Source organism: Cupriavidus alkaliphilus (assembly GCF_900094595.1).
Classification (GTDB): domain Bacteria; phylum Pseudomonadota; class Gammaproteobacteria; order Burkholderiales; family Burkholderiaceae; genus Cupriavidus; species Cupriavidus alkaliphilus.
The window spans coordinates 141,335-167,387 of record NZ_FMAD01000005.1 but is presented as its reverse complement, the minus strand read 5'-3'; the positions used below and the strand labels follow the sequence as shown (position 1 = coordinate 167,387).

The following is a 26,053-nucleotide window of genomic DNA, read 5'->3' as shown; positions in this document are numbered from 1 at the left end:
GAACGCATTAATTCAATGTTTGGCCATGAAATGTTCTTTGTTGCCGTGTAAGAAGTGCTTATGTCGGCATGTCAAGACAATAGACCGATAACTACGAAGGTGGGGGTTGACAAGACAATCCACCCTATAAGGTCAGGGGGCGCGGTCAAAGCACCATCAGTAAGACCCTTCTGCGAGGCTGATCTGCGCGGGGCGAACGAATGACCCGCTTGCGATCGAAGCGTAACCAACGCAGCAAGGCCGTTCGCTGTTTCGCGTGAGCGTGTTGCATGATCCGGACACGTCTGAGCCGACTGAGATGGTGTCCTCCGATCGTCGGAAAGGAGCCGTAAGCAGCAGGCGCATACGCGCGTTCAGCCCCAATTCTCCCTACCGGCCGCGGGCTCAATGGCCAGCTCTTCATCCCGGGATGGCCAAGGTGATTGGGCGTTTGGAGGGATATGCAGCGCATTCTGGAGGTAAGGGAGTGCGATGCTTTGCTCGCCTGTTGTCCCGCCTTTTTACTCGACGCCTATGTCCGTCAGGAAAAGATCTTTGAGTTTTTCTCTGCTCCTTGGCGGCGCTTTTACGGAGCATGACGCGCATGTATGACAGTTGGACGTCACTTGCCATTCCCAGCAGGCAACGCAGGGAGTTCTGGCGCGACATCTCCGCGCGAGCATATGACCCCCCAACTGAACCGCGTGGACGACTTTCAGGCAGCGATGACCCACCGCACGATCGATTGTCTTGCGTTCAATGAGGTACGCGGCCCGTCGCATGACACGTGGCGAACGTCCGCCGCCGTATCTCGAGGTGGTTCGCCTGTCTTCTTCGTGAATCTCTACCTGTCGGGCAACGCCCGCGTTGAGCAAAACGGACTGGAGGTAGCGGCGGCGCCGGGGCATTTGCTGCTCTTTGACAGTTGCCGGCCTTTCAAGCTCAAGCAACCGGAGCAAACTGACTTGCTGTCGCTGGCGGTTCCCCATTCGGTGCTGAACGGCCGGGATACCCCGTCCTTCGATGGGCGCCCTCTGCGACTGCCCGAGACCGCGCCAGCACACTTGCTGGTGAGCCAGATGCAGCCGCTGTCGCAGTGGCGAAGCGATATCCGTGCCGCTGACGCCGCACACATCGCTCAGGCCCTGGTCGGTTTGCTGCGCGCCACGCTGTCGGCCGCAATGGATTCCGGCCCTGGGCAAATCCAGCAGCGACGTCTTCGGCGTGGCACCCAGCGCGTGGCGGCGCGATTCGGAGTGACGCCGCCCTCGTCGCTGCACTCTCAGACAAGTCGCTTGCGCTCGCAAGCAAGGCCGGTTGCCGGCCCAACAGGGGTCTGCCTAGAGTCTCGACCAAGCCAGCACAACATGGCTTCCTCAGACCCAGGAGACAACATGGGACACAACACCAGACGAGATTCTATGAAGTTTGCGGCAGGCACTGCTGTGGGCGTCGGCTTGGCCGCCTGCGATGGCAACCAGGCGGAAGATGTCTTGGCACCGGCGTTCGTCTTGGTTCATGGCGCATGGCACGGTGCGTCGACCTACGAACGCGTGATTCCGTTGCTGGCTGCCAAGGGACATTGCGCGGTAGCACGTGACCTTCCAGCGCACGGCCTGAACACACGCTTCCCGACTTCCTACGACGTCAGGCCGCTCGATCCGGCCGCGTTCGGGCACCACGCTCGACGACTACGCCAACAGCGTCATCGCCACCATTGACCAGGTCCGCGCATCGGGGCACGACAAGGTGGTGCTGGTGGCGCACCGTATGGGCGGAGTCGTGGCCACGGCAGTGGCAGAGCGTGTGCCGGAAAAGCTGGCCAAGCTGGTCTAGCTCACGGCCTTCATGCCGAAGTCGGGGGTTCCCGGTGTCGCCTACATCCAATCGCCGGAAAACGCTGGAGAGCTTGTTAGCCCGCAGCTTCTGGCGGATCCGGCGGTGGTCGGCGCGCTGCGCATCGACCAGCGCAGCAGCTCCGCGACGTACCGCGCCAATACCAAGTTGGCCTTCTATGCCGACGTAAGTCAGGCGGACTTCGACGCGATGGCCAACCTGCTGACGCGGGATGTTCCTGTCGCTCCGTTCGCGACGCCGATTGCGACCACCCCCGCGCGTTGGGGTAGCGTGCCAAGACACTACATCCGCTGTTCAAGCGCATGGGAGTAGGCGGCCCATAACGCTCCTATGTAATTCGCGGGGGAATGTCCGTAGTCTGATGTGGAGCCGACGTTTGAGTGTCCGTCTGAGATAGTGGACGAACGGCCGCAAATGGCCGGCAGCAGTCAAATGCGCCCCCCGGTCAGTGCTTCCCCACAAGTACGGGACTGTAGGGAAGCGGGTTTCGCGCTCCTAGCGCGCAGCCCGCTTGGTCTCTAGGCAAGCGCGCGGCAGTCGCACTAATTCCAAATGTCTAGTCTCACAGAAAAGCACGTAGTCTCACGAATTCCGGTTCCGTACAGGACGTGGCCCGGTAGGCATTGCCTAGGCACCGAAGCGAACCGCCGGCGAAAGGGTGAACGACTCGCGCATGTCGCGCGCCTCTTCAACCGGCGTCCTCCCGAAAAGGCGCTTGAACTCCCTGCTGAACTGCGAGGTGCTTTCATAGCCGACGCGTCCCGCAGCTGCCGCGGCGGTGACGCCATCGCGAATCATCATCAGCCGCGCCTGGTGAAGGCGGGTGGACTTGATGTACTGGATCGGCGAAGTTTGCGTCACGGTGCGGAAGTTGGCGTGGAATGCCGGCACGCTCATGCCGGCTTCTTTGGCCAGGCACGTCACATTGAGTGGCGTCGCATAGTCGGTGTGAATCCGCTTCAGCGCCTTCGCGACGCGACCGAAACGTCCGTGGTGGGCAAGCGCGGCACGCATCGCGCCGCCCTGCGCGCCCGTCAGTACGCGGTAGCAGATCTCCCGCACCAGGCTCGGGCCCAGAATCTGCGCATCCATTGGCACCGTCAAGGCCTCCAGCAACCGGACTGTTGCGCCGGCCAGATTCTCGTCAAGCCGGGTAGACACCATGCCATTGGGCGGCTCGTCAGGAAGATGACCCACTGCACCGATCTGCGTGATCAGCTCGCTGAGTTCGATAAGGTCGAGGCGGATGGACACCGCGAGCATGGGTTCCTCTGGCGAGGCCTGGGTTTCCGTCGAAAACGGCAGCGGTACGGACAGCACGAGATAGTGCTGTGCGTCGTAGACATAGACCTGATTGCCCAGAAAGCCCAGCTTGCGGCCCTGGCAAACGATCACGATGCTCGGCTCGTACAGCACCGGCGTGCGCCCGAGCGGCCGGTCGGAACGCATCAGCCGGACACTTTCCAGCGCCGACTGGGTGTATCCCTCGTTAGGCGCCAGCGTCTCGATAAGGCGGACCATCCTGACGGAAGCGGGGGAGCGGACCTTCGACACCGCAGTCTCCTGTTGTTCGCTACAGGCGCAATTGTAGCCCCGCCTCGCGAGAGGTGCCAGCGCACTTGATAGGAATAGGCAATAACGGCATCGGTCCGTGTCTTCGCCTGAAGACCCGTCATCCCTATCATTCACTCACCGGCCGACGAACCATTTCGCTTCATTGAGAGCCGTAACCGGGCACAGAAGGTTCCTGCGGAAAAGCGTGGGCACCGGCGGCCCGATCCGAACCAGCAATAGGAGTATGCAAGATGGCAAACACATCCAGCGAATCGAAAGTTATTCTGATCACCGGCGCCAGCAGCGGCATTGGCGAGGGCGCGGCCCGTTTGCTCGCCGCGCAAGGACACCGCCTCGTGATTGGCGCGCGCCGCACCGACAGGCTCGCCGGGCTGACGCAATCGATTGCAGCGTCCGGGGGCATGGTTCGCTATCGCGAACTCGACGTGACTTCGGCTGATGACGTGGCGGCATTCGCGCGCTTCGCGCTCGACGCTTTCGGCCGCATCGACGTGCTGATCAACAACGCAGGCGTGATGCCGCTTTCGCCGCTCAACGCCCTCAAGCTAGGCGAGTGGAACCGGATGATCGATGTGAACGTCCGCGGCGTGCTGCACGGCATTGCCGCGGTGCTGCCGGCGATGGAAGCGCAAGGCCACGGCCAGATCATCAATATTTCTTCGATTGGCGGCCTTTCCGTGTCGCCGACCGCCGCGGTCTACTGCGCTACCAAGTTTGCCGTTCGCGCCATCTCGGACGGGCTGCGCCAGGAAACCGACAAGATCCGCGTGACAGTGATCTGCCCGGGCGTTGTGGAATCCGAACTGGCCGACACGATCTCCGACGACACCGCGCGCACGGCGATGCAGGAGTTCCGCCGCATCGCCATCACGCCCGACGCCATCGCCCGCGCCATTGCTTACGCGGTCGGGCAGCCCGCCGACGTCGACGTCAGCGAGATCGTCGTACGCCCCACCGCCAGCCCGTACTGACCCAACCGATACGTACTACGCAACCCGATCAAGGAGAACCTCATGACATCACGCAACCCAGCCAGTGGCGCTTTCGCAGGCAAGGTCGCCATCGTTACCGGTGCGGCCAGTGGCATTGGCCTGGCCACGACAGAGCTGCTCCATGCCGAGGGCGCGAATGTGATTGCCGTTGAGCGCAGCAGCAAGGTGGAAGCGCTGGCTCGTCCCGGTCTCGTTCCCGTCGTCGCCGATGTGGCGCGCGAGGAAAGCGCCGTGCAGGCCGTGGCCACCGCGATCGAGCGGTTTGGCAAGCTCGACATCCTGGTCAACAACGCGGCGGTCATCATCAACAAGCCGCTCGTGGATATGTCGCTCGAGGATTGGAACGGCATCCAGGCCGTCAACGCCACGGGCGCGTTCCTGTTCTCGCGGGAAGCCATGCGCGCGATGGTGCCGGCAAAGACTGGCGCCATCGTCAACGTGGGCTCCTACGCCTGTTATCAGGCGTTTCCGCTGATCGCGGCCTATGCGGCGTCCAAGGGTGCGCTGGCGCAGTTGACGCGGGCGCTCTCGCTGGAAGCCATCGAACATGGCATTCGCGTCAACGCGGTGGGCTCCGGCGATGTCATCACCAACATTACCAACCACATCCATGCCGACGGCCAGGCGTTCCTTGCGGAGCACGGCAAGAAGGCGCCCATCCGCCGCGCAGCCCAGCCGAGGGAAATTGCCGAGGTGATCGCATTTCTTGCCTCGGAAAAGGCCAGTTTCATGGTCGGCGCCGTCGTCATGGCCGACGGGGGCATGAGCGTGGCGCTGCCCTGAAGACATGACCAGTCCGAAGCCATGGATTTCGCGGACTGATTAAAAAAATGCGCGGCAAAGCCGCGCATTCACAATCACCTGACAGATAACGGGGAGCGATCTGCAGGTTGTACCAGTGGTCGCTATATGTACACTCGGGCTAATGTGATGAGTGCCTTCTCATCCGATGTCAAGCAACACCACGCGGCGAAGTCACCGCGCAATAAGCGGGCTTCGTAGTGACCGCGTGCACCCGTCCCACCCCGCTTTCCGCTTCCCGCGCGCAGTAGGCAGCCTTATCCGTCGCCAGGCGAGCACAGTAGGCGGCATCCTTGCTTTCAGCCAGCCGCGCACAGTACGCGGCATCCTGCTTTTCGCTCATGCGCGCGCAATACGCGGCGTTGTCGGTTGCAGCGCGGGCGCAGTACGCCGCGGAGGTGAGCGGGTTGCCGAACTCGCGCATGTTCAGCGCATCGCTCGAGGCGGCCATCGCCATCAGGCGCGCCTCGTCTTCCGGGCCATCGATGCCGACGTAGGGATCGTGATGCAGGACGCGGCCGAAGATGCGCATGCAGTCGTCGGCATAGCGCCGGGTATCCAGGATGTGGGCGTGCCAGAAGGCATCGACCAGCTCGCTGGGCACGGCCGGTGTTTCCGGATACTTCGCAGCCAGCTTCAGGAACTGGCGGTAGCCGTCCTCGGCCTGCTCCAGGGACGCCGGGGTCCAGTCCCGATGCTGCTGGTGCAGCAGCTTGGCCTTCATCCTCGAGAAATCGAGGGCATCGATGTCTTGCCACATGGCTTGCACAGTACGTTCATGCATGATTCAGTTTCCTCTCTTTTTGCTGGTCTTGGACTGCCTGCATTGCGACGACACGGACGCGCGCCTGGCCTCGGTCAGGCGCGCATCGGTTCCTGGCCCCGTGCGAAATCGGGGCCATTCTCCATGCGGCTGGCGAGGAAGGCAGTGATCTTCGCCGGCGGCAGGGGATGGCTGAAGTAGTAGCCCTGCACTTCGTCGCAGCCTTCGCGGCGCAGGAACTCAAGCTGTGCCTCGTTCTCCACGCCCTCGGCGACGACCTCGAGGCCGAGCCGGTGGCCCAGGCCGATCACCGCGCTGGTGATCTGCGTGTCGCTGCGGCTCTCCGGAACATAACGGACAAAGCTGCGGTCGATCTTGACCGTATCGATGGGGAAGCGGCTCAGGTAGGCGAGCGAGGAATAACCGGTACCGAAATCATCGATGGCCAGGCGCACGCCGGTTCGCTTCAGGCGCGACAACCAGTTCGACGCCTGTTCGGCATCGCGCATGACCATGCTTTCGGTCAGCTCCAGCTCCAGCAGGTTGCCTGGCAGGGCCGCCTGGCGCAGCGCATCGATGATGGTCAGCCTGAGCGCTTTGTCGGCGAACTGCCGGGCGGAGAGATTGACCGAAACCCTGACCGGCGGCAGGCCCTGGGCCAGCCACGTGGCATTCTGGCGGCACGCTTCGCGCAACGCCCACGCCCCGATCTCTACGATGGCGCCGCTTTGCTCGGCGAAGGGAATGAAGTCGGCGGGCATGACCAGGCCAAGCTCCGGGTGGCGCCAGCGGATCAGTGCCTCGACTGCGGTGCAGGTGCCGGATGCCAGCGCGATACGCGGCTGGTAATAGAGCACGAACTCATCATTCTCGAGCGCGCGGTGCAGGTGCGACTCCATGTCGATGCGCCGCTGCAAGGTCGTGCTCATGCCGCGGCAATAGAACTGATAGCCGTTCTTGCCCAGCTGCTTGGCGCCGTACATGGCCAGGTCGGCATGCTTGAGCAGGGTTTGCCAGTCGTCGCCGTCTTCGGGGAACGAGCTGATGCCGATGCTGGCGGTCATCCGCATTTCGGAATCATTGATGACAAAGGCGGGTGTGAGCACGGCCTGTAGCTGCGAGATGGTCCGGGCGAGAATCGCCGAATCGCCTTTGGGGTCGAGCAGCACGACAAACTCGTCGCCGCCGAAGCGTGTAATCAGCTCCACCTCGGGCAGGCCCTGGCGAAGCCGCTCGGCCATTTCGCGGAGCACGGCATCTCCGGCGTTGTGGCCGATGGTGTCATTGACCACCTTGAATTCGTCCAGGTCGACGAAGATCACGTGCAGCGCCTGCCCGCCGGCGCGGGCGCGTGCCAGGGCCTTTTCGAACTCGGCCTTGAACATCAGCCGGTTGGGCAGGCCGGTCAGGGCATCGTGATTGGCGATGAAACGCAGGTTTTCCTCGGCCTGCCGCCGCAGCAGGAAATGCCCGGTCTGGCTGGCAATGCCGCCGGCCATCGCCAGCGCATGGACATCGACGCTGCGCCGGGTGCGGGAATAGAGTTCGACCACGCCAAGGGTGACGTGACCCCGGCTCAGCGGAAAGGCGAATACCGTGCGGATGCCACCACTTGCGAGCCAACCGGCTTGCGCATGGCTGGCCACGTCATGCAGCCCCGCATACCATTGTGGCGCCGTGATGGCCGTGGCATCCGGCGCACGGGCAGGGCGCGAAGCGAGCCATGGCTCGAGCGCCTTGGCGCGGCTCAGGCATACCTGCGGCAGCTTGTTGCCATGGCCCTCGTCGGCCGGCCAGAATGCGCCGGCCTCCCATTCCATGCCTTCCAGCAGCGTGTGGACGATGTCCTCGAGCACTTCGGCTTCACTGTCGGCCGTGGCCAGGTGCAGGGCGATCTGGTGCTCTTGCGCGCGGGCCTGTTCTGCCGACTTGCGCTGGCTGATATCCTGTGCCGTGCCGCGCAAGGCGGTACTGCTGCCCGCCGGACCCTGCGCGTGGCAGATCAGATGCAACCAGCCGCGCTGTCCACGTTGCGTACGGTAAGGGCACTCGAGCTCGAACGGCTGAAGGTCCCGCGCGGCTTTTTCCATCCGTTCCCGCAACACCGCGCGATGGCTGGTCTCGATCGCCTGGAACAGCGTGTCCGGTGTCGGCCTGTGGCCGCGCCAGCCCAGCAAGCGACCCATCTCCCGTGAAAAGTGGGCGACGTCCTTGCCCAGGTCGATGCGCCAGTCGCCGAGTTGGGCTATCTGCTGCGCCTCGGCCAGCGCGGCCTGGCTTTCGCGCAGGCTGTGCGTCATCTGGTCGGCTACGGCTACGGCCCGTGCACGCGAACTGGACAAGGCGTAGGCCAGCCAGCCCAGCAGCACGGTGATGATCATCCCGGAAATGATCACCAGCGTCGGCAGATAGCGTTGCGGGCCGCCGCTTGCGGTCGAGTCGGCGGCGAAGGCAATGACCCAGCGCCGTCCGCCGAAGTTGCGCTCGACGCTCTTGGCCAGGTCGTCCCGGCTGGCCGCCGGTTCGGCCGCCGGCGTGCCCGCGCGAGGCGCTGCGCGGCCTTGCGCGGCACGGCCCGGCCGCGGCGTCGCCAACCCCGTGCGGCTGTCGTAAAGGAGGTTGTTGGCGGAGAGGGGATCGGCTGGCGCCGCGATGTCGCCGGCATCATAGACGCGAAAGCGGATCGGGCGCAGGTTCTGGTTGCTGACCAGGTCCTTGAGCAAATCCGCCACGCGAATGCCGGCACCGACCGACCCGACGTAAGCGGCGCGGCGCGCCTCCACGGAATCCAGGTTCAGCGCCCTGCGATACACCGGCAGGCGCAGGGCAATCCCCACATGAGGATCCTTGGCGTCGCTGAAGATCAGCCGGCCGCTGCTCACCGGGTGCCCGGTATCGCGGGCGCGCTCCAGCGCGGCGAGGCGGCGCGGTTCGGCACCCATGTCGACGCCGATGGACCGCAGGTTGGTGTCGAGCGGCTCGACATAGGTCAGGACGAAGTAGCCCGGCCGCGGGCCGGGAGGCCGGATGCTGAACGTCACGCCGGCCTCGCGCAGGATCGGATCATTGCGCTGCCGGGCGATAAACGCATCGACCTCCGGCGCCGGCACATAGGGCGCGTAGTTCAGGGTCTGGAAACCGGGGTAGCGCTGCGGCAGGTTCAGGCCGACGACAAAGTCGCGAAACTCGCCGCGCGAGACATCGTCGCTGGCACCGAACAGCGCCTGCATCGTGACCAGCACGTCGGTATAGAGCCGGATCCGCGTATCGATCTGCTGGACCACGTCGCCGGTATCGCTCTCGAAGCGCAGCCGCACATCCCGTTCCAGCAGATCGGTGCAGAACGCATAGACGACAGCCGTCGTCAGCGCTCCAAGAAGCACCGTGCCCGCCGTGATGGAACGCGACCCAAGGCGTCCAAGCGGGCTCCGCATGCGCGCAAGCACCAGGCGCAAGATTGTCTCCCCCCGGCTCGCCGGCGGTCACCACGAGATCGTGGTCTTCGCCGACGGCTGATACCAAAGATGAACTGCGGCCAGGCCCTGCTATGCGAACCGGTGGCTCTAAATGTCTTTACAATCTATATCAAACGGCGGTTAACGGAGATTCAATTTTGCAGCGCCAACACCCCACCAAAGTGGGGGTGTGGATTCGCCTGCTAGCGAAACCTGAACAGCCCTTGCCAGAATGCGTCGAACGGGCTGACGGGTATCTCGGTGCGCGCGGTGCCGGCATGTGCCGGCGCTACGGCCTCGCCCTCGGCGCATGCGTGGCGCGACTCATGCAGTGCATAAACGCTGTCGGCAATTCGTCCGGCGAGTTCCGTCTCGCAGTCCTTGCCCAGCAGGATGCCGAACAGGACGTCGCGCGAATGCCCTTCGTCGGCAAAGCGCATCGCGATGGCCACCATCTTCTCGTAATGCTCCTGCGCGACGCGTCTCGCCTGCTCCTGGGCCTGGCGTTCCTCGGCCTCTTGTGCTGCGTGCTCGGCTTCCCACCTGCGCATTTCGCGTTCGAAGACGTCGTCGTAGACCTGGCGCTGCTCGGCGTCGGACAGGATCGCATAGGCATCGCGAATCTGCTGGAACGCGGCATGGCTTTCGGCTTCGCGACCGGGATTGCGGTCCGGATGCCATTTCATTGCCGCACGGCGATAGGCAAGCTTGATCTCATCCAGGGTGGCATCGGCCTGTACGCCAAGCGTCGCGTAGAGCGTGGTCATGGGAAGCGGGGCGGAGGAGAGCGGAGGCGTTCATGCTAGCACGCCGCCCCGGCACGGAGCTTCCCGCCTTGCTCATGCGCCCACGCTGCGACCCGCCACGCGATGCCCTCGCATTGCTGCGTCAACATCGCGCCGGCCGGAGCAGCGAGGCTTCACTGCAAATGCTGTCCGCCGTTGATCGCAATGTTCGCGCCGGTCAAGAAACCGGCTTCATGCGAGCAAAGATAGGCGACCAGCGCCGCCACTTCGTCCGGCTGTCCCAGGCGGCCGACGGGGATATGCGGAATGATCTTGGTGTCGAGGATCTCTTGCGGGATCGCCGTTACCATCTTGGTGGCGATAAAGCCCGGCGACACGGTGTTGACCGTCACGCCGCTCCTGGCCACTTCGAGCGCCAGCGATTTGGTGAATCCATGCATGCCGGCCTTGGCCGCTGCGTAATTGCTCTGTCCGAAGCCGCCCTTGGAACCAATGATCGACGAGATATTGATGATGCGGCCCCAGCCGCGCTTGACCATGCCTTCACACACCGGCTTGGTCATGTTGAATACCGAGTCGAGGTTGGTGCGCATGACCGCGTCCCAGTCGACCTTGTCCAGCTTCCTGAAACTGGCATCGCGTGTGATACCGGCGTTGTTGACCAGAATGTCGGTGGCGCCCAGCTCCTCGTGAATGGCTGCAACACACAGCTGGCACGAGGCGTAATCGGCAACGTCTACGGGATAGGCATGGAATTTTCTCCCGCCTTCTTCCATTCTCGCCAGCCAGGCGTCGACGCCGCTGTTGCCATGCGAATGCGTGACCGCAACGGTGCAACCTGCGTCCTGTAGTCGGATGCTGATCGCTTCGCCAAGCCCGCCCATGCCACCTGTCACGATGGCGATTTTTTTTGTCATGTCTGCGATCCCCTGTGTCTGGAATATGCGGGACAGGCGCCGGGTCGGCTACGCCACGGTTCCGGGCGTTGTCCCGCATCGGTAAGGCAAGCGGCCTGGCGCCGGCGCCGACAAACGCGGCTGGCGGTATTACTCCGCCGTGTGCGGGGCGGGTGCAGGGCGGCGCCGTACGCCCTTGGACGTGGCTTCGGCGGCGGAATCCAGGCTGCTCCCGGCCATCTGCATCGCCTGCTTTGCCGTTGCCTGCATGGAGTCGAAGAGCGCGGTCGTGGCGTTAAGCGCCTCCTGCCAGGCGACAAAAGGCGTCATCGAGGTGGTCGGGGCGTTGCTCAGCGCGGTTTCCATGAATCCCTGTACCTCGCGCTTGCCGGCGGCGTACTGCACCTCCAGCACCTTTTCGACGTTGGCCTGCGCATCGGCAACGATGTCCTGCACACGGCGTCGATACGCCAACATCGCTTCGGCCGTGGGTTGGAACAATTCCGCTTGCAGTTCAACGAGTTCTTGCGGGTCTTTGGTCGACAACGCCTTCCTGGCGCACTCCTGTCCGTCTTCCAGGGTTGTTTTCATGGTCTGGAGATTCAGGTCCACCAACCTGGCGATGCATTCCAGCGACTTGCTGGCCAGCCCCGCCCAGGCGTCGATGCCGGTAATCTGAAGCTTGCTGATTTGCTCAGGCGACCACTTTGTCATTTTGCGTCTCCAGATAAGTTCCGCCCCTCGCAACGATTGCAAGACCAGTGCTGCGCGGAGCGGAGGGTCAAGGCACGACGATTGCCATGCCCACATTGGCAATGCCGGCTGCCGCTTGCCGCCAAAGCAGGCCGGGGAAGTCGACAGGTACCGAAGGGGTTAAAGCAAGGTCCTGCAGGCGGATTGCTGGCGTGCCTTGCCGTCGCTTGCGCGAACACGACCGACCGCTTTGAGAAAGGCGTAGCCTTGAATCGTGACGCGCGGCTGCGCAACGGTTGGCCCGAGGCGCTCGAGCGTGATGAACTGCTTCTCGAGCAGTGCCTGCATGTCTGCGTCGTCCAGCTCGATGGTGTCCGAGTGGTCGTTCACGAGGACCAGCGTGGCGATTTCATGATGACTCAGCACAGTTGTCTCCCAAGCTATAGGTCTATTCTTGCTACGGGACTACACTACACCGCAGGTCCGCCTGGATCGGAGGGTCCAGTCATCGCAGACCACATCCTGGCGACGGCAGGCTTGCCGCTCGCGCCAGAAACTCCATCTTAGGTGCCCATCACCGCGGCTTCAATGTCCTTGTCGACGGTCTGGAGTATTTTCTGCATGGGTCCCATCGGCTCTGATGCGGTGCCCGAGCGAATTGGCAGAGCGCTATCCCCCATGGTTTGTTAGCCCGACCGGTCGGTCTTTGATTTGCCAGCGCGGTGTCAACGGCAGCGTGATCATTGCAAAGTCGTAATCAAAGCCCGGCATCAGGGTTTCGCCGGTTGCCCCAGCTTCGGCGGTGCCGGTGGCGGCAGTGGCGTCGCCACCGGTTCCAGTCCGGTGCTGCTTACGATTGCAGCCGCGGCAGGCGAGGCCAGGAAACCAACGAAACGCGAGGTGGCAGTTGTTTGCCGGCCTGCAATCGTCCCGGCCGAGAAGAAGACTTTCTGCTGCAGCTCGTCAGGCAAGGGGCCGACGTAATCCAGTTCCTGGAATGGCAGCAGTTCGCTGACCTGCTGGAAGCCGATTTCCGCATCGCCGCGCGCCACCACGGCGCCGACGCGCTCACTGTAGATCTTGTGGGCCTTGTCCTTGATCTGGTCCGCGACACCGAGCCGGGGAAACAGCTCGTTGGACAAATAGGTTCCACTGGCGCTGGCGGAGTAGGCGATCGACCGGGCGTTGAGCAGCGTCTGCCTGAAGGCATCGGTGTTGCTGATATCCGGCCGGGGCGCCCCCTTGCGCACCGACATGCCGATCAGCGAACGCGCGAGGTCGACGCGGCTGCCGGCCAGAACCTTGCCTTCGGCGGTCAGTTTCTCGAGTCCGGCATCCGCCAGGATGACCACGTCGAAGGTCTCGCCGCGCGCCAGCCGGCTCGGGATGGAGTCCGGCGCATTGCCCATCGATGCGCCGTAGGCGGTGATGACGCGATCCTGCGTGGCGGCCTCGTAAAGCGGGACGAGTTTCTGGTAGGCCGCCGTGAATCCGCCCGAGGTAATGACACGGATGTCATCCGCCCAGGCTGGACCACCCAACCCTAGCAACAAGATCAGAACGGTGTGCCGGGCGGTAGAGGTTGCGGACTTCATATCGTCTCCCTGGTCAAAGCTGGCTCTGGATTTATGCGCTTCACTGCACGTCATGGTGCCTCGTCGAGGCATTGCCAGCATATGGGCAGCGTATTAATCTGTGAATTGCAACTTATTCAAGAGCTGATGCATGCCGCGCATTAATTTCGGGCTGGAAGATCTGCAGGCCTTTGTCGCCACCGCGGAACAAGGCAGCTTCCGCATGGCCGCGGAGGCCTTGCACATTTCCCAGCCCGCCCTGAGCCGGCGCATCGACAAACTGGAAAGGACGCTTGGCTCCCGCCTGCTTGAACGGACCACGCGACGCGTGCAGGTGACAAACATTGGCCGGCAGTTCCTGGAGGAGGCGCGTGGAGCGCTGGCCATCCTCGACAGCGCGGTGCTGCGGCTCGGTGACGAGGTCACGCTCCAGCGCGGCCTTGTGACCGTGGCCGCGATACCGTCGTCGGTGCTGCATTTCCTGCCCGACGCCATTCATGAGTTCGGCTCCCGGCACCCCGGGGTGCGCGTGCGTGTGATTGACGAAAACGCCAACGACGTGCTGGCCAGCGTGATGTCCGGGGAGTCCGATTTCGGGCTCAATTTCATGGGTGCCCAGGAGCCGAACATCGAATTTCGCGCCATCCGCGCCGAGCCCTACCGGCTGGTGATGCCGCGCGACCATCCCTGGTCGGGGCGGGATGCCATCGCCTGGGATGAACTTGCGGGGCAGCGGATGGTGGGCGTCTCAAAGCAAAGCGGCAACCGTGCCTTGATCGAGAATGCCATCGCCCACCTCAGGCGACGCCCGACCATCCACTACGAAGCCAACCACGTGGTCGGGGTGCTGGCGCTGGTCGAGGCCGGCCTGGGCATGGCAGTGCTGCCCGGCATGGCGCTGCCGCACGATCATCCCCGGCTTTGCGGCGTGACGCTGGTGGATCCTTCCGTAGACCGGGTCCTTGGCCTGATACGGCGCCATGACCGGCCATTGCAGCCTGCCGCGCGGGCGTTGTATGACACCCTGACAGCAGGCGCCGTGCCGGCGACGTGATCCCGCAGGGCAGGCGGGAATCACGCTGACGGAAACGCTGCGCCGTGGACGCGCGCTCAGGGCCCCGCACCTGCATTACCCCATTCCCACCACACTGGACAGCAACATCTTCACCAACACCGCCTGCCGCGTCGCCCCCGTCTTCGCAAAAATCCCCCGCAAATGCGCCCGCGCCGTGTTCTTCTTCACGCCCAGCCGCGCCGCGGCCTCATCCAGGGTCAGTCCGTCGACCATCAGCAGGGCCAGTTCGATCTCGGTGGGGGTCAGGTGGAACAGCTTGCGCAGGCTGGCGTGGGTGTTGCGCGGCGAACCGGCGGGATCGCGGATAAAGACCGCCACCGCGGGGCGGCGGGCCTTGTCCTCGCTGCGGTAGCTGAGCGGGATGGGCCGGACCAGCACGCTCAGCGGCGTGGGCGCGGCGGGCCGGCTGAGCGTGGTGACTTCGCTGCGGGGCGCGGCCAGCGCATGGGCCTGTGCGGCGCTCTCCAGAATCTTGCGGAACCTGCGGTTTTCCATCGGGCAGTGCGCGTGCAGCGCGCCGTCCGCCAGGTAGAGGCCGTCGTGGGCACGCAGCAGGCGGCCGGCGACGTCGTTGCTGCGGATGCAGCGGCCGTGCTCGTCCAGTATGACCGTGCCCACTTGCATGCGGTCGACCGCATCGGCGTAGAGCGACCGTTCGGAGGCCAGCACGTCGAGCGCGGCATGCAGGTCGACGGCGCGTTTCAGGTGGGGCAGCAAGTCGAGCAGCAGCGCCTTGTCGGGGCTGGTGAAGTCTTGTCCGGCCGCGGTGCGGCTGATGAACAGCGCGCATTCGACGCCATCCGGCGTGATCAGGTTCGCTGCCAGGATGTAGCGCAAGCCGAGCGGCTGCAGGTATTGCACGTAGAACGGATGCGCCAGCCAGCCGGGTTCGCCGAACAGTTCGTCGGCGCTGAAGAGGCGGTCGGGGTGCAGGTCCAGGAAGGGGCACAGCGCATAGTATTGCTCGCTGTAGGAAGGCTCGCCGGGCAGGTGGGGGCCGTAGTCGGAAGCGTTGACGATCAGGCCCGGGCGGTCGGTGGCGGGGTGGCGCAGCACCAGCGTGACGAACGTGGCGGCCAGTCGCTGGCGGAGGCTTTCGAGGAAGCCGGCCCAGGGGACGGTTTCGGTGGGGCCCTGGTAGAGCTGGGCGAGCAGGGCGCTAAGCTCGGCGGCAGGGAGGGAAGCTGGGAGCATGGTGGTGCGACGGTTTGCTCCCCTCTCCCGCATGCGGGAGAGGGAGTACGCCGTCGGTCGTTGATGCACGTTGGCCTGGGGCAGGCCCGGCAGAATGCCGGTTTTGCCCATCGTACCTACCCCCGCCGCCGCCTCATCGTCCATTCGGCCTAAGGCCTATCCCGCAGCCACGCCACGATCCGCTCTGCCGCCTGCTCGGCGGTGTCGCCGGTGGTGTCGATGCGGATTTCCGGATGCTCGGGCGGCTCGTAGGGCGAGTCGATGCCGGTGAAATTCTTCAGTTCGCCACGACGCGCCTTGCGGTACAGGCCCTTGGGGTCGCGCTGCTCGGCCACGGCCAGCGGCGTGTCGATGAAGACTTCGATGAACTCGCCGTCGCCGGCCAGTGCGCGTGCCATCTCGCGTTCGGAGCGGAAGGGCGAGATGAACGACACCAGCACGATCAGCCCCGCATCCAGCATCAGCCTGGCGACTTCGGCCACGCGCCGGATATTCTCGATGCGGTCCGCTTCGGAGAAACCCAAATCCTTGTTCAGGCCGTGGCGCACGTTGTCGCCGTCGAGCAGGTAGGTGTGGTGGCCGAGCGCGTGCAGGCGCTTTTCCACCAGGTTGGCGATGGTGGACTTGCCCGCGCCGGACAGGCCGGTGAACCAGACGATGCGCGGTGACTGGTGCTTGAGCGCGGCATGGGCGCGGCGGTCGACGTCGATGGCCTGCCAGTGCACGTTCTGCGCCCGGCGCAGCGCAAAGTGCAGCATGCCGGCCCCGACCGTGTTGTTGGTCAGGCGGTCGATCAGGATAAATCCGCCCAGCTCGCGGTTGCGCGCGTACGGGTCGAAGGCCACCGCCTGGTCCAGGTGCAGGTTGCACACGCCGATCTCGTTCAGCTCCAGCGTGCGCGCGGCCAGGTGCTCCAGCGTATTGACGTTGACCTTGTACTTTGGCTGCGCCACGGTCACGCCCACGGTGCGCGTGCCGAGCTTGAGCAGGTAGGGGCGCCCGGGCAGCATGGCGTCCTCGTTCATCCATACCAGCGTCGCTTCGAACTGGTCGGCCACCGCGGGCGGGTCTTCGGCGCAGGCCAGCACGTCGCCGCGGCTGATGTCGATCTCGTCGGCCAGGGTCAGCGTCACCGCCTGGCCGCGCATGGCCTGCTCGCATTCGCCGGCCGCGCCGACGATGGCGGTCACGCGGCTTTCGCGGCCGGAGGGCAGCGCGCGCACGCGGTCGCCACGCCGGACCACGCCGGCGCTGACCGTGCCGGCAAAGCCGCGGAAATCCAGGTTGGGGCGGTTGACCCATTGCACCGGCAGCCGGAACGCCTCGTCCTGCGCGGGCACGTGGTCGATCGGCACGCTCTCCAGATGGTCCATCAGCGTCGGGCCCTGGTACCACGGCGTATTGGCGCTGGGTTCGGTGATATTGTCGCCGCACAGCGCGGACATCGGGATGCAGACGATATCGGTCAGGCCGATCTGCCGCGCGAACTCGCGGTATTCCTTCTCGATGCGCGTATGGACCTCGCGCGAGTAGTCCACCATGTCGAGCTTGTTGACGGCCAGCACCACGCGCCGGATACCCAGCGTGGCCACCAGGTAGCTGTGGCGCCGCGTCTGCGTCTGCACGCCGCGGCGCGCATCGACCAGCAGGATGGCCAGGTCGGCGGTGGAGGCGCCGGTGACCATGTTGCGGGTGTACTGCTCATGGCCCGGCGTGTCGGCGACGATGAACTTGCGCTTGTCGGTGGCGAAGAAGCGGTAGGCCACGTCGATGGTGATGCCCTGTTCGCGCTCGGCGGCCAGGCCGTCCACCAGCAGGGCGAAGTCAAGGTTCTCGCCCTGCGTGCCCATCTTCTTCGAGTCGGCCTCGAGCTGCGCCAGCTGGTCTTCGAACAGCATCTTCGATTCATACAGCAGCCGGCCGATCAGCGTGCTCTTGCCGTCGTCGACGCTGCCGCAGGTGATAAAGCGCAGCAGGCTCTTGCTTTGCTGGGCACGAAGATACCGGGCGATCTCGTTCTGCGCGCCGGCGGGTTGCGCCGTCGCCGGCGCGTTGTCGATCAGGGTTTGCATCAGAAGTATCCCTCCTGCTTCTTCTTTTCCATCGAACCGGCCGAATCGCTGTCGATCAGCCGTCCCTGGCGCTCCGACGTGGTCGCCCGCAGCATTTCCTGGATGATGCCGCCGAGCGTGTCGGCGTCGCTCTCGATCGCGCCGGTGAGCGGGTAGCAGCCCAGCGTGCGGAATCGCACCTTGCGCAGTTGCGGGGTTTCGCCCGGACGCAGCGGCAGGCGCTCGTCGTCGACCATGATCAAGGTGCCGTCGCGCTCCACCACCGGCCGTTCCCTGGCGAAGTACAGCGGCACGATCGGGATCTCGTTCAGGTAGATGTATTGCCAGATATCGAGCTCGGTCCAGTTCGACAACGGGAACACGCGCAGGCTCTCGCCCTTGCGCTTGCGCGTGTTGTACTGGCGCCAGAGTTCGGGGCGCTGCATCTTGGGGTCCCAGCGGTGCTGCGCGGTGCGTACCGAGAACACGCGCTCCTTGGCGCGGGATTTCTCTTCATCGCGGCGTGCGCCGCCGAAGGCCGCGTCAAAGCCGTAGTGGTCCAGTGCCTGCTTCAGGCCTTGCGTCTTCCACACGTCGGTGTGGACGGCCGAGCCATGCTCGTGCGGGCTGATATTGCGCGCCAGCCCCTCGGGGTTGACGTGCACGCGCAGGTCCAGGCCCAGCCGGGCTGCGGTCTGGTCGCGGAACGCGATCATCTCGCGGAACTTCCAGGTGGTATCGACATGCAGCAGCGGGAACGGCGGCCGCGCGGGATGGAAGGCCTTCATCGCCAGGTGCAGCATCACCGCGCTGTCCTTGCCGATCGAATAGAGCATGACGGGGTTCTCGCATTCCGCCACCACCTCCCGCATGATGTGGATGCTCTCGGCCTCCAGTTGCTCCAGGTGGGTCAACATCGGGGTCTCCTTTTTACGCTTGGTCCTCTGGGTTTGCCGGTGCCGCGCAGGGTTGTCGCGGTCGTCCGGCATGGGCCAAAGGTAGCGAGCCGGGGGCCCGCGCCACTTCGTCCGGGCGGACTAAGAAATCGCGGGCCGCGGCGCGCATTTCCTAGTCCACCCGGACGAGGAAGGGGCCGCCCTGCGCTGGGTATCGTTGCTGCGCCGACGAACCACGGGAGCAGGCAGATGGCGATATCCGCCGAAGACCAATTGCTGAGCGGCCAGACCTGGGCCGAGTTTTGTGACGTGCTCAAGCGCAGCGGGCAGCAGATCCTGCGCCCGGAAGCGCCGACTGACGCGCTCACGCGCGCCGAGGGCTTCCGCTACCTGAGCCGCTTGCTGCGCATTGCGCTGGAAATGCACGTGGAATTTGCCGATCCGGCGTTCCCCGGCTTGTTCTCGCCGTCGCACGAGACCGCCAAGATCGGTGCCGACAATCCGGACAACCTGTACCGCTACGCGCGGCTGGACGGCAGCGCGGCGTACCGCATCCGCGGACGGCGCGGCACGGTGGCGTACCTGAGCTTCGGCACGCAGAAGGGCGGCTACGAAGCCGACGGGCGCATGGTCCAGACCGGCTTTATCGACAGCAACAAGCTTGCCGTGGAGCCGGACGGCAGTTTCGAGATCACGCTCAGCGCCCAGCCGCAACCGGGCAACTGGGTGCGCATGGAGCCGGCCACCAATGCCCTGGTGGTGCGCCAGACCTTCCTCGACCGCAAGGCGGAGACGCCCGCCGAACTGCAGATCGAGCGCATCGACGCCGACGGCAAGCCGCCGGCGCTGAGCGCGGAGCGCCTGCACGCCGGCCTGCTGCGCGCCGCTGGTTTTGTCGAGGGCACCGCGCGCATCTTTGCCGACTGGGCCCAGGGTTACGGCGGCCACGTCAACGCCCTGCCGCCGGCGGACCAGGCGGTTTGCCAGGCGGCCGGCGGCGATCCCAACATCTACTACTACCACTCCTGCTGGCGGCTCGCGGACGACGAGGCGCTGGTGGTCGAGGTCGACCGGGTGCCGGAGTGCGAGTTCTGGAACTTCCAGATCAACAACTACTGGATGGAATCGCTCGACTACCGCTACCACGACATCTGCCTCAACAAGCACGGTGCCCGGCTCAACGCCGACGGCGGCGTCACCGTGATCCTCAGCGCGCGCGACCCGGGCCTGCCTAACTGGCTGGAAACCGCGGGCCATCACAACGGCACCATGTGCTGGCGCTGGGTCGGCGCGGCGCAGCCGTCGCATCCGCGCACGCGCGTGGTCAAGCTTGCATCGCTCAGTGCAACCCTCGCGGAGAACAACGCATGAATGCCATCAACGTGGAACGCCTGCTGGCGCAGGCGAGCGAGCGGGCCGGGGGGCTGGCTGACTTCGGCCCGGGCAACTATCGCGAGGCGCTGCGGGTGCTGTCGGACTCGCTGGCACGCGAGGCCAACCTGTCGCCGCAAGGCGCGCACATGCTGGAAGGCAAGCTGCAGGCCCAGCTGGCGAACCGGCTGGTGATCCAGGACTACTGCCGGCGCCATCCGGAGATCCTGCAGGAGCGCGTGGAAGACCCGCTGGTCATCGTCGGCCTGCCGCGCACCGGCACGACGCTGCTGCAGCGCATGCTGGCCACCGACGCGCGCTTCAGCTCGGCGGCGTGGTGGGAGACCCGCTATCCGGCCCCGCTGCCGGGCGAGGACGTGCGCGACCCCGGCCGGCGCATCGCCGCGGCGCGCGAGGAAGTGGCGCAGATGATCCAGCTCATCCCTGACATCCTTGCCATCCACCCGCTCGACGCGATGGCCGCCGACGAGGAATTCATGCTGATGGAGCATTCGTTCCTGTGCGCGATGGATTCCTACGCCAATGTGCCCGCCTACACCGGCTGGCTGGCGCAGCAGGACCACACCGAGGTCTATGCCTGCCTGAAGACCATGCTGCAGTTCCTGCAGTGGCAAAAGCGCCAGCGCGGTGAGACCTCGACGGTGCCGGCACAACGCTGGGTGCTGAAGACTCCGCAGCACCTGCATGCGCTGGAGGTGCTGTTCCGGGTGTTCCCAGGGGCGCAGGTGGTGCTGACCCACCGCGATCCGGTCCAGACCATCCCGTCGATGGCGAGCATGGCGCATACGCTGTGGAAGCTGTACGCCGATGACCCGGATCCGCTTGCGGTGGGCCGCCAGTGGAGCGAACAGATGCGGCGCGGCACCGAGCACGCCATGGCCGTGCGCGACGCCATGCCCGCCGGGCGCTTCCTCGACGTGCGCTTCGAGGACACGGTGCGCGATCCCTTCGGCGTGGCGCAGGCGGTCTACCGCTTCGCCGGCATGCCGCTGACCGAGGCCGCGCGCGCCGGCATGTGGGCCTGGATGGAAAGCAACCCGCGCAACCAGCGCGCGGCGCACGCCTACACGCCGGAACGGTTCGGGCTGAGCCAGGCGCAGCTGGAGCGCGACTTTGCCGGTTACCGCGAGCGGCACGTACTGGGCCGCGACTGATACGAACACAACGAGGAGACCACCCCCATGCTGCTGAAAGACAAGATCGTCATCGTATCCGGCATCGGCCCGGGTCTGGGCATCAAGCTGGCCGTTGAGGCCGCTCGCGAGGGCGCCCGCGCCGTGGCCATCGCCGCGCGCACCGAGGCGAAGCTGGACGAGGCGCAGGCCCGCATCGATGCCCTGGGCGCCGATTGCGAAGTGCTGAAGGTGGTGACCGACATCACCGACCGCGCCCAGTCGCGCCACCTTGCCAGCGAGACCCTGCGCCGCTTCGGCCGCATCGACGCGCTGGTCAACAGCGCTTTCCAGCACGGCAATTTCCCCGAGCCGGTGGAAGCGGCCGACCTGGACGTGTGGCGCCAGGTGTTCGACACCAATGTCTTCGGCACCATGACGCTGACGCAGGAGGTGGCGGCGCTGATGAAGCCGCAGGGCGGCGGCGCCATCGTGATGATCAACACCCAGGCCACGCGCAAGCCGATGCCGGGCGAATCCGGCTACGCCGCGTCCAAGGGCGCGCTGGCGGTGGCGGTCAAGTACCTGGCGCGCGAACTGGGGCCGCATGGCATCCGCGCCAACAGCATCTTCATGGGCTGGATGTGGGGCGCGCCGGTGCAGGGCTATGTGCGCCACGCCGCCGCCGAGCAGGGCGTGAGCGAAGACGCGGTGATCGCGCCGGTAACGGCGCAGATCGCGCTGGGCCGCATGCCGACCGACGATGATTGCGCGCGCGCAGCGCTGTTTCTCGTGTCAGACTACGCCAGGGCCATCACCGGCGCGTCGCTGGACGCCAACGGTGGCGATTTCATGCCCTGAGCCCATAGCACCGCATGCCATGACACGCTACTTTGCCTTTAACGGCGACGCCGACGGCCTGTGCGCCCTGCAGCAGCTGCGCCTGGCCCATCGCTTGCACCCGGGCGACGCCACGCTGTTTACCGGCGTCAAGCGCGATATCCGGCTGCTCGAGCGCATCGACGCTCGCGCCGGCGATATCGTGACGGCGCTCGACATCTCGCTCGAGCAGAACCGCGACGGGCTGCTGCGGCTGCTCGACGCCGGCGTGGAGGTGCACTACTTCGACCACCACCACGCCGGCGACGTGCCGGCGCATGCCGGCCTGCGCGCGCATATCGACGAGGCGGCGCAGGTCTGCACCAGCATCCTGGTCGACCGCCACCTGGACGGACGCCACCGGCGCTGGGCGGTCACCGCAGCCTTTGGCGACAACCTCGGCGACGTGGCGCGCGCGATGGCGGCGCAGCTCGGGCTGGATGCAGGCCAGACCGCGGTGCTGGAACGGCTCGGCACCTGCCTGAACTACAACGCGTACGGCGAGTGCGTGGCCGACCTGCATTGCGACCCCGCCGCGCTGGCGCAGCACATGCTGCCGTTCGCCGACCCGCTGGACTTCGCCGCGCAGTGCGCCACCTACACGCTGCTGTGCGACGGCTACGACGACGACATGGCCCGGGCGCGCCGCCTTTCGCCCCTGCATGAAGTGCCCGGCGCCGCGCTGCTGGTGCTGCCCGACGCACCGTGGGCACGGCGCGCGATCGGCGTGCTCGCCAACGAGCTGGTGCGCGGGCGTCCCGGCGATGCGATCGGCCTGCTATCGCCCAGGTCTGGCGGCGGCTTTGCGGTCAGCGTGCGGGTGCCGGCGCACAGTGCTACCGGCGCGGCCGATTTCTGCCGCGCCTTCGAGACCGGCGGCGGCCGGCGCCTGGCCGGCGGCATCAACCACCTGCCCGACGCCGACGTGGAGCGCTTTACGCGCAGCTTTGCCGACTGCTTCGGCGCGCCGCTCAGCCCGGCGGGACAAACTCCGTCACCTCCAGGTCGAAGCCGGTGACGGCGCGGTAGGGCACCGGATGGCTCAGCAGGCGCAGCTTGTGCGCGCCCACGTCGCGCAGGATCTGCGCCCCGACCCCGAGCGCGCGCTGCGCGAAAGCCGGCGCGGGCGCGGCGGCGGCCGCAGCGGCCAGCCGCTCCAGCCGTTGCTGCGGCGATTCGCGCTCGTCCAGCAGCACCAGCACGCCGCAACCCTCGGCACCGATTCTCTCCAGCGAGCGCTCCAGGTTCCACGCCGGCTGCGCGGGCGTGCCGAAGGCCAGCACGTCGCGCTGCATCTCCACCGCCTGCACGCGCGTCAGCACGGGCGTGTGCGGGTCGGGCTGGCCCAGTACCAGCGCCAGGTGCAGCGCGTCCACCGGCGCGTCATGGTAGGCGTGCACGGTAAAGCGCCCGAACGGCGTCGCCAGTTCGGTCGATCGGGTGCGGCGCAGCGCGCCCTCGGTCAGCAGGCGGTGGTGGATCAGTGCGCTGACCGAGACGGCCGGCAGCCCGTGGCGTCTGGCGAAGTCGAGCAGGGCCGGTCCGCGCATCAGCTCGCCGTCGTCGTCGAGCACCAGCGCATAGGCCCCGGCCGCGACGCGTCCCGCCAGCCGGGGCAGGTCGGAACATGCTTCGGCAAAGCCGGCGCGGCGCAGCACCCCGTCCGGCTGCGCCACCACCGGGAAGACATGGCCTGGCTGGACCAGGTCATGCGGCCGGGCGCGCGGCGCCGCCGCGACGCGCAGCGTCAGCGCGCGGTCGGCGGCGGAGATGCCGGTGCTGACGCCGCTGGCGGCCTCGATCGACACGGTGTAGCGCTCGCGCTGGCGCTGGCTGGCGGCCATCGGCGGCAGCTGCAGCAGCGCGCGGCGCGCCTCGGTGATGGCCATGCACACCAGGCCGCGCGCCTCGGCGGCCATGAAGTTGACGTCGGCCTCGGTGGCGCGCTCGGCGGCCACCAGTACGCAGCCGGTGGCTTCCGCGCTCTCATCTTCGAGCACCACCACGCGCTCGCCCGCGGCGAGCGCTGCCAGCACCTCGGGCATCGGCGCCAGCAGGTTGGCCGCGCTCATGCTGCCTCCTGCCGGCTGCTTGCGCCGAACGCCTGGCGCAGCGCCGCCGCGGCCGCGTCCAGCACATGGCTCGCGGCATCCATCACCCCTTGCATGCTGGCGAAGCCATGGATCTGGCCGGGCCAGCGGCGCACGGCCGCGTTGCCGCCGGCGCGCTGCAGCGCTTCGCCGTAGGCCTCGCCCTGGTCGCGCAGCGGATCGAATTCGGCGGTGATGATGGTGGCCGGCGGCAGGCCGCGCAGGTCGCGCTGGTGCAGCGGGCTGGCGCGGACATCGCCGGCGTCGGCGGGCGTGGCCAGGTACTGGGCGCGATACCACGCCAGTTCGGCGACGCTGAGGAAATAGCCCTGCGCGCATTCCCGGTAGCTGGCGCTGCCCGCGGCGGCATCGCTGCAGTCCACCCAGGGATAGAGCAGCAGCTGGTGCCGCAGCGCGATGCCGCTGCCGCGCAGCTGCTGGCACACCACGGCGGCCAGGTTGCCGCCGGCGCTGTCGCCCGCCACCGCCAGCCGCGACGGGTCGGCGCCCAGTTGTGCCGCATGCGCGGCGGCCCAACGCACCGCGGCGACGGCGTCGTCGGCGGCGGCCGGGAAGCGCGCCTCGGGCGCGAGGCGGTAGTCGACCGACAGCACCAGCGCGCCGCTGCGGCGCGCCAGGCTGCGGCAGATGTTGTCGTGCGAATCGAGGCCGCACAACACGAAGCCGCCGCCGTGGAAAAAGATCACGAGCGGCAGCGCCACGTTGCCCTGGCCCTCGCTGGGCGCATCGGGCCGGTACAAGCGCGCCTGCAGCGGGCCGGCCGGGCCGTCCAGGGTGAGGTCTTGCTGCGCGGCGACGGCATCGCCGGGCGCGAAGCCGGGCATGGCCGCCAGCGCGGCGCGGTAGTCGGCGGCGCGCAGCGTGGAGAAGTCGGGGCTGGGCATGGCTGCCATGGCATCAAGCATGGCACGGGCCTGGGGATCGAGCGGCATGGTGTCTCCTGGATGGCGGGGGGTATCAGGCAAAAAATTCAGGCGAAAAATTCAGGCGAAAATCAGGCGGGCAATCAAAGCTGCATCGCAAACGACGGCGCGCTGCCCGCGGCAATGCCCTGCGCGCGCGCCAGCGCCGCGTGCGCGGCCTGTTCGTGCGGCAGGATCCAGAACCGGCCGGCCGAGACGCCGTCCAGGATCACGCGCGCGGCCTGGTCCGGCGCAAGGCCGGCGGCGATGCCCGTGCGCAGTGCGCCGTTCATCTGGTGCACCTCCTGCGGCGCGGCGCCGTCCAGGTCCGCCGCGATGCCGGTGGCAACCGGGCCGGGGCAGACCACCGACACCTTGATCGGCAGGCCCGCCGCCTGCAGCTCCAGCGCCAGCCCTTCGCTCAGCGCCACCACGCCCTGCTTGGACAGGGTGTAAGGCGCCAGCCAGGGCCCCACGGCCAGCCCCGCCATCGACGCCACGTTGACGATATGCCCCGAGCCCTGCGCCACCATGCGCGGCACGAAGCAGCGCAGCGCATGCAGCACGCTCCACAGGTTGACGCGCATGACCTTGTCGAACACTTCGGGCGGCAATTCCCAGCAGCGGCCGGTGGCAAGCACGCCGGCGTTGTTGAACAGCAGGTCGACACGGCCCAGTTGGCGGAAGCTCTCGTCGCAAAGGTGCGCGATCTGCCGCGCGTCGCCTACGTCGGTAGGCACGGCGACGACGGTGGCGCCGTCGCGTGCCAGCGCCGCGCGTGCGGCTTCGAGCGCATCGGCATCGATATCGGCCAGCGCCAGCGCGTAGCCTTGCGCGGCCAGCGCGTGGGCCAGCCCCAGCCCGATGCCGCCGGCTGCCCCGGTGATGACTGCGGCCTGCTGCCGCGGGTTTGCCGCCATGGTGGAAGTCTCCTGAAAACGGCGGCGCCGATCGCCGCGCATGGCTCCTTGTAGCGGCGGCGCGGCGCGCGGGCATCGTCTGTTTGGGTAGGACGCGCATGCGCTACCGGTTGCATAGGGGTTTGCCCTTGGCGGGCGGGCATGGGTCTGTCCTTAGTCTGTTTGGAGTATGTGTTTGCGCCGCCGCCGC

At 66.4% G+C, this 26,053-nt stretch carries 21 protein-coding genes and 2 pseudogenes; 9 read left to right on the top strand and 14 right to left on the bottom strand.

The window, feature by feature from the left end; translation table 11 throughout:
* Positions 1–587 precede the first annotated feature (587 nt).
* Together GA0116996_RS28455 and GA0116996_RS28450 are read left to right on the top strand one after the other, a co-directional pair.
* A pseudogene (locus GA0116996_RS28455) lies at positions 588–1,139 on the top strand (AraC-like ligand-binding domain-containing protein); the annotation flags it as partial.
* Positions 1,140–1,436: 297 nt separating this feature from the next.
* Positions 1,437–2,130, top strand: a pseudogene (locus tag GA0116996_RS28450) (alpha/beta fold hydrolase); the annotation flags it as partial.
* Between the two features lie 333 nt (positions 2,131–2,463).
* Here the strand turns inward: GA0116996_RS28450 and GA0116996_RS12670 are convergent.
* Positions 2,464–3,357, bottom strand: a complete 894-nt coding sequence (locus tag GA0116996_RS12670) for an AraC family transcriptional regulator (protein ID WP_092312277.1) — start codon at positions 3,355–3,357, stop codon at positions 2,464–2,466.
* 284 nt (positions 3,358–3,641) lie between these two features.
* Here GA0116996_RS12670 and GA0116996_RS12665 point away from each other — a divergent pair, with 284 nt between their 5' ends.
* Both GA0116996_RS12665 and GA0116996_RS12660 read left to right on the top strand, forming a co-directional pair.
* Positions 3,642–4,382: an SDR family oxidoreductase gene (locus tag GA0116996_RS12665; protein WP_092311650.1), complete on the top strand. Its 741-nt coding sequence runs from the start codon at positions 3,642–3,644 to the stop codon at positions 4,380–4,382.
* A 42-nt stretch (positions 4,383–4,424) separates the two neighbouring features.
* Positions 4,425–5,186, top strand: a complete 762-nt coding sequence (locus GA0116996_RS12660) for an SDR family NAD(P)-dependent oxidoreductase (RefSeq protein ID WP_092311647.1) — start codon at positions 4,425–4,427, stop codon at positions 5,184–5,186.
* A gap of 169 nt (positions 5,187–5,355) precedes the next feature.
* On the opposite strand, the gene GA0116996_RS12655 is transcribed toward GA0116996_RS12660, so the two are convergent.
* The 7 genes from GA0116996_RS12655 to GA0116996_RS12625 form a co-directional block, all read right to left on the bottom strand.
* Positions 5,356–5,988: a glycine-rich domain-containing protein gene (locus GA0116996_RS12655; protein ID WP_092311644.1), complete on the bottom strand. Its 633-nt coding sequence runs from the start codon at positions 5,986–5,988 to the stop codon at positions 5,356–5,358.
* A gap of 74 nt (positions 5,989–6,062) precedes the next feature.
* Positions 6,063–9,401, bottom strand: coding sequence for a bifunctional diguanylate cyclase/phosphodiesterase (locus GA0116996_RS12650; RefSeq protein WP_092312274.1), 3,339 nt, complete (start codon positions 9,399–9,401; stop codon positions 6,063–6,065).
* Between the two features lie 224 nt (positions 9,402–9,625).
* Complete coding sequence (locus GA0116996_RS12645; protein ID WP_092311641.1) at positions 9,626–10,189, bottom strand: J domain-containing protein; 564 nt, start codon at positions 10,187–10,189, stop codon at positions 9,626–9,628.
* 152 nt (positions 10,190–10,341) lie between these two features.
* Entirely contained in the window at positions 10,342–11,085 is a 744-nt protein-coding gene (gene phbB / locus GA0116996_RS12640) for an acetoacetyl-CoA reductase (protein WP_092311638.1), read from the bottom strand.
* A gap of 129 nt (positions 11,086–11,214) precedes the next feature.
* Entirely contained in the window at positions 11,215–11,778 is a 564-nt protein-coding gene (locus GA0116996_RS12635; RefSeq protein ID WP_092311635.1) for a phasin family protein, read from the bottom strand.
* Positions 11,779–11,937: 159 nt separating this feature from the next.
* Complete coding sequence (locus GA0116996_RS12630; RefSeq protein WP_092311632.1) at positions 11,938–12,183, bottom strand: hypothetical protein; 246 nt, start codon at positions 12,181–12,183, stop codon at positions 11,938–11,940.
* 344 nt (positions 12,184–12,527) lie between these two features.
* Positions 12,528–13,352: a substrate-binding domain-containing protein gene (locus GA0116996_RS12625; RefSeq protein WP_092311629.1), complete on the bottom strand. Its 825-nt coding sequence runs from the start codon at positions 13,350–13,352 to the stop codon at positions 12,528–12,530.
* A gap of 130 nt (positions 13,353–13,482) precedes the next feature.
* On the opposite strand from GA0116996_RS12625, the gene GA0116996_RS12620 reads away from it, so the two are divergent.
* Positions 13,483–14,385 carry a LysR family transcriptional regulator gene (locus tag GA0116996_RS12620; protein WP_092311626.1) on the top strand — a complete coding sequence of 301 codons (903 nt, stop codon included), beginning with the start codon at positions 13,483–13,485 and terminating at the stop codon, positions 14,383–14,385.
* Positions 14,386–14,460: 75 nt separating this feature from the next.
* On the opposite strand, the gene GA0116996_RS12615 is transcribed toward GA0116996_RS12620, so the two are convergent.
* From GA0116996_RS12615 to cysD, 3 genes are all read right to left on the bottom strand, one after another.
* Positions 14,461–15,600 (bottom strand): helix-turn-helix transcriptional regulator, encoded by a 1,140-nt coding sequence (locus GA0116996_RS12615; protein WP_092311623.1) that lies wholly within the window; start codon positions 15,598–15,600, stop codon positions 14,461–14,463.
* Positions 15,601–15,749: 149 nt separating this feature from the next.
* Entirely contained in the window at positions 15,750–17,672 is a 1,923-nt protein-coding gene (gene cysN, locus GA0116996_RS12610) for a sulfate adenylyltransferase subunit CysN (RefSeq protein WP_092311620.1), read from the bottom strand.
* A complete protein-coding gene (cysD, locus tag GA0116996_RS12605; RefSeq protein WP_167355500.1) occupies positions 17,672–18,640 on the bottom strand; it encodes a sulfate adenylyltransferase subunit CysD in 969 nt (322 codons plus the stop codon). Before cysD ends, cysN begins: the two co-directional genes overlap by 1 nt.
* A gap of 156 nt (positions 18,641–18,796) precedes the next feature.
* On the opposite strand from cysD, the gene GA0116996_RS12600 reads away from it, so the two are divergent.
* The 4 genes from GA0116996_RS12600 to GA0116996_RS12585 are packed head-to-tail and all read left to right on the top strand — an operon-like array spanning position 18,797 to position 22,948.
* Positions 18,797–19,918 carry a DUF1214 domain-containing protein gene (locus tag GA0116996_RS12600; RefSeq protein ID WP_092311615.1) on the top strand — a complete coding sequence of 374 codons (1,122 nt, stop codon included), beginning with the start codon at positions 18,797–18,799 and terminating at the stop codon, positions 19,916–19,918.
* Complete coding sequence (locus GA0116996_RS12595) at positions 19,915–21,093, top strand: sulfotransferase family protein (protein ID WP_092311612.1); 1,179 nt, start codon at positions 19,915–19,917, stop codon at positions 21,091–21,093. Before GA0116996_RS12600 ends, GA0116996_RS12595 begins: the two co-directional genes overlap by 4 nt.
* A gap of 27 nt (positions 21,094–21,120) precedes the next feature.
* Positions 21,121–21,912: an SDR family oxidoreductase gene (locus tag GA0116996_RS12590; protein ID WP_092311610.1), complete on the top strand. Its 792-nt coding sequence runs from the start codon at positions 21,121–21,123 to the stop codon at positions 21,910–21,912.
* A gap of 19 nt (positions 21,913–21,931) precedes the next feature.
* On the top strand, positions 21,932–22,948 hold the full coding sequence (locus GA0116996_RS12585; protein ID WP_092311607.1) for an acetyltransferase: 1,017 nt from the start codon (positions 21,932–21,934) through the stop codon (positions 22,946–22,948).
* On the opposite strand, the gene GA0116996_RS12580 is transcribed toward GA0116996_RS12585, so the two are convergent.
* The 3 genes from GA0116996_RS12580 to GA0116996_RS12570 form a co-directional block, all read right to left on the bottom strand.
* On the bottom strand, positions 22,902–24,002 hold the full coding sequence (locus tag GA0116996_RS12580) for a 3,4-dihydroxy-2-butanone-4-phosphate synthase (RefSeq protein ID WP_092311604.1): 1,101 nt from the start codon (positions 24,000–24,002) through the stop codon (positions 22,902–22,904). The two genes, GA0116996_RS12585 and GA0116996_RS12580, sit on opposite strands and share 47 nt — an antisense overlap.
* The gene (locus GA0116996_RS12575) at positions 23,999–24,973 is read right to left on the bottom strand and encodes an alpha/beta hydrolase (RefSeq protein WP_092311602.1); all 975 of its coding nucleotides are present in this window, start codon (positions 24,971–24,973) and stop codon (positions 23,999–24,001) included. The genes GA0116996_RS12580 and GA0116996_RS12575 overlap by 4 nt, the downstream gene beginning before the upstream one ends.
* Positions 24,974–25,047: 74 nt before the next feature.
* Entirely contained in the window at positions 25,048–25,863 is an 816-nt protein-coding gene (locus GA0116996_RS12570; RefSeq protein ID WP_092311600.1) for an SDR family NAD(P)-dependent oxidoreductase, read from the bottom strand.
* Positions 25,864–26,053: the final 190 nt, after the last annotated feature.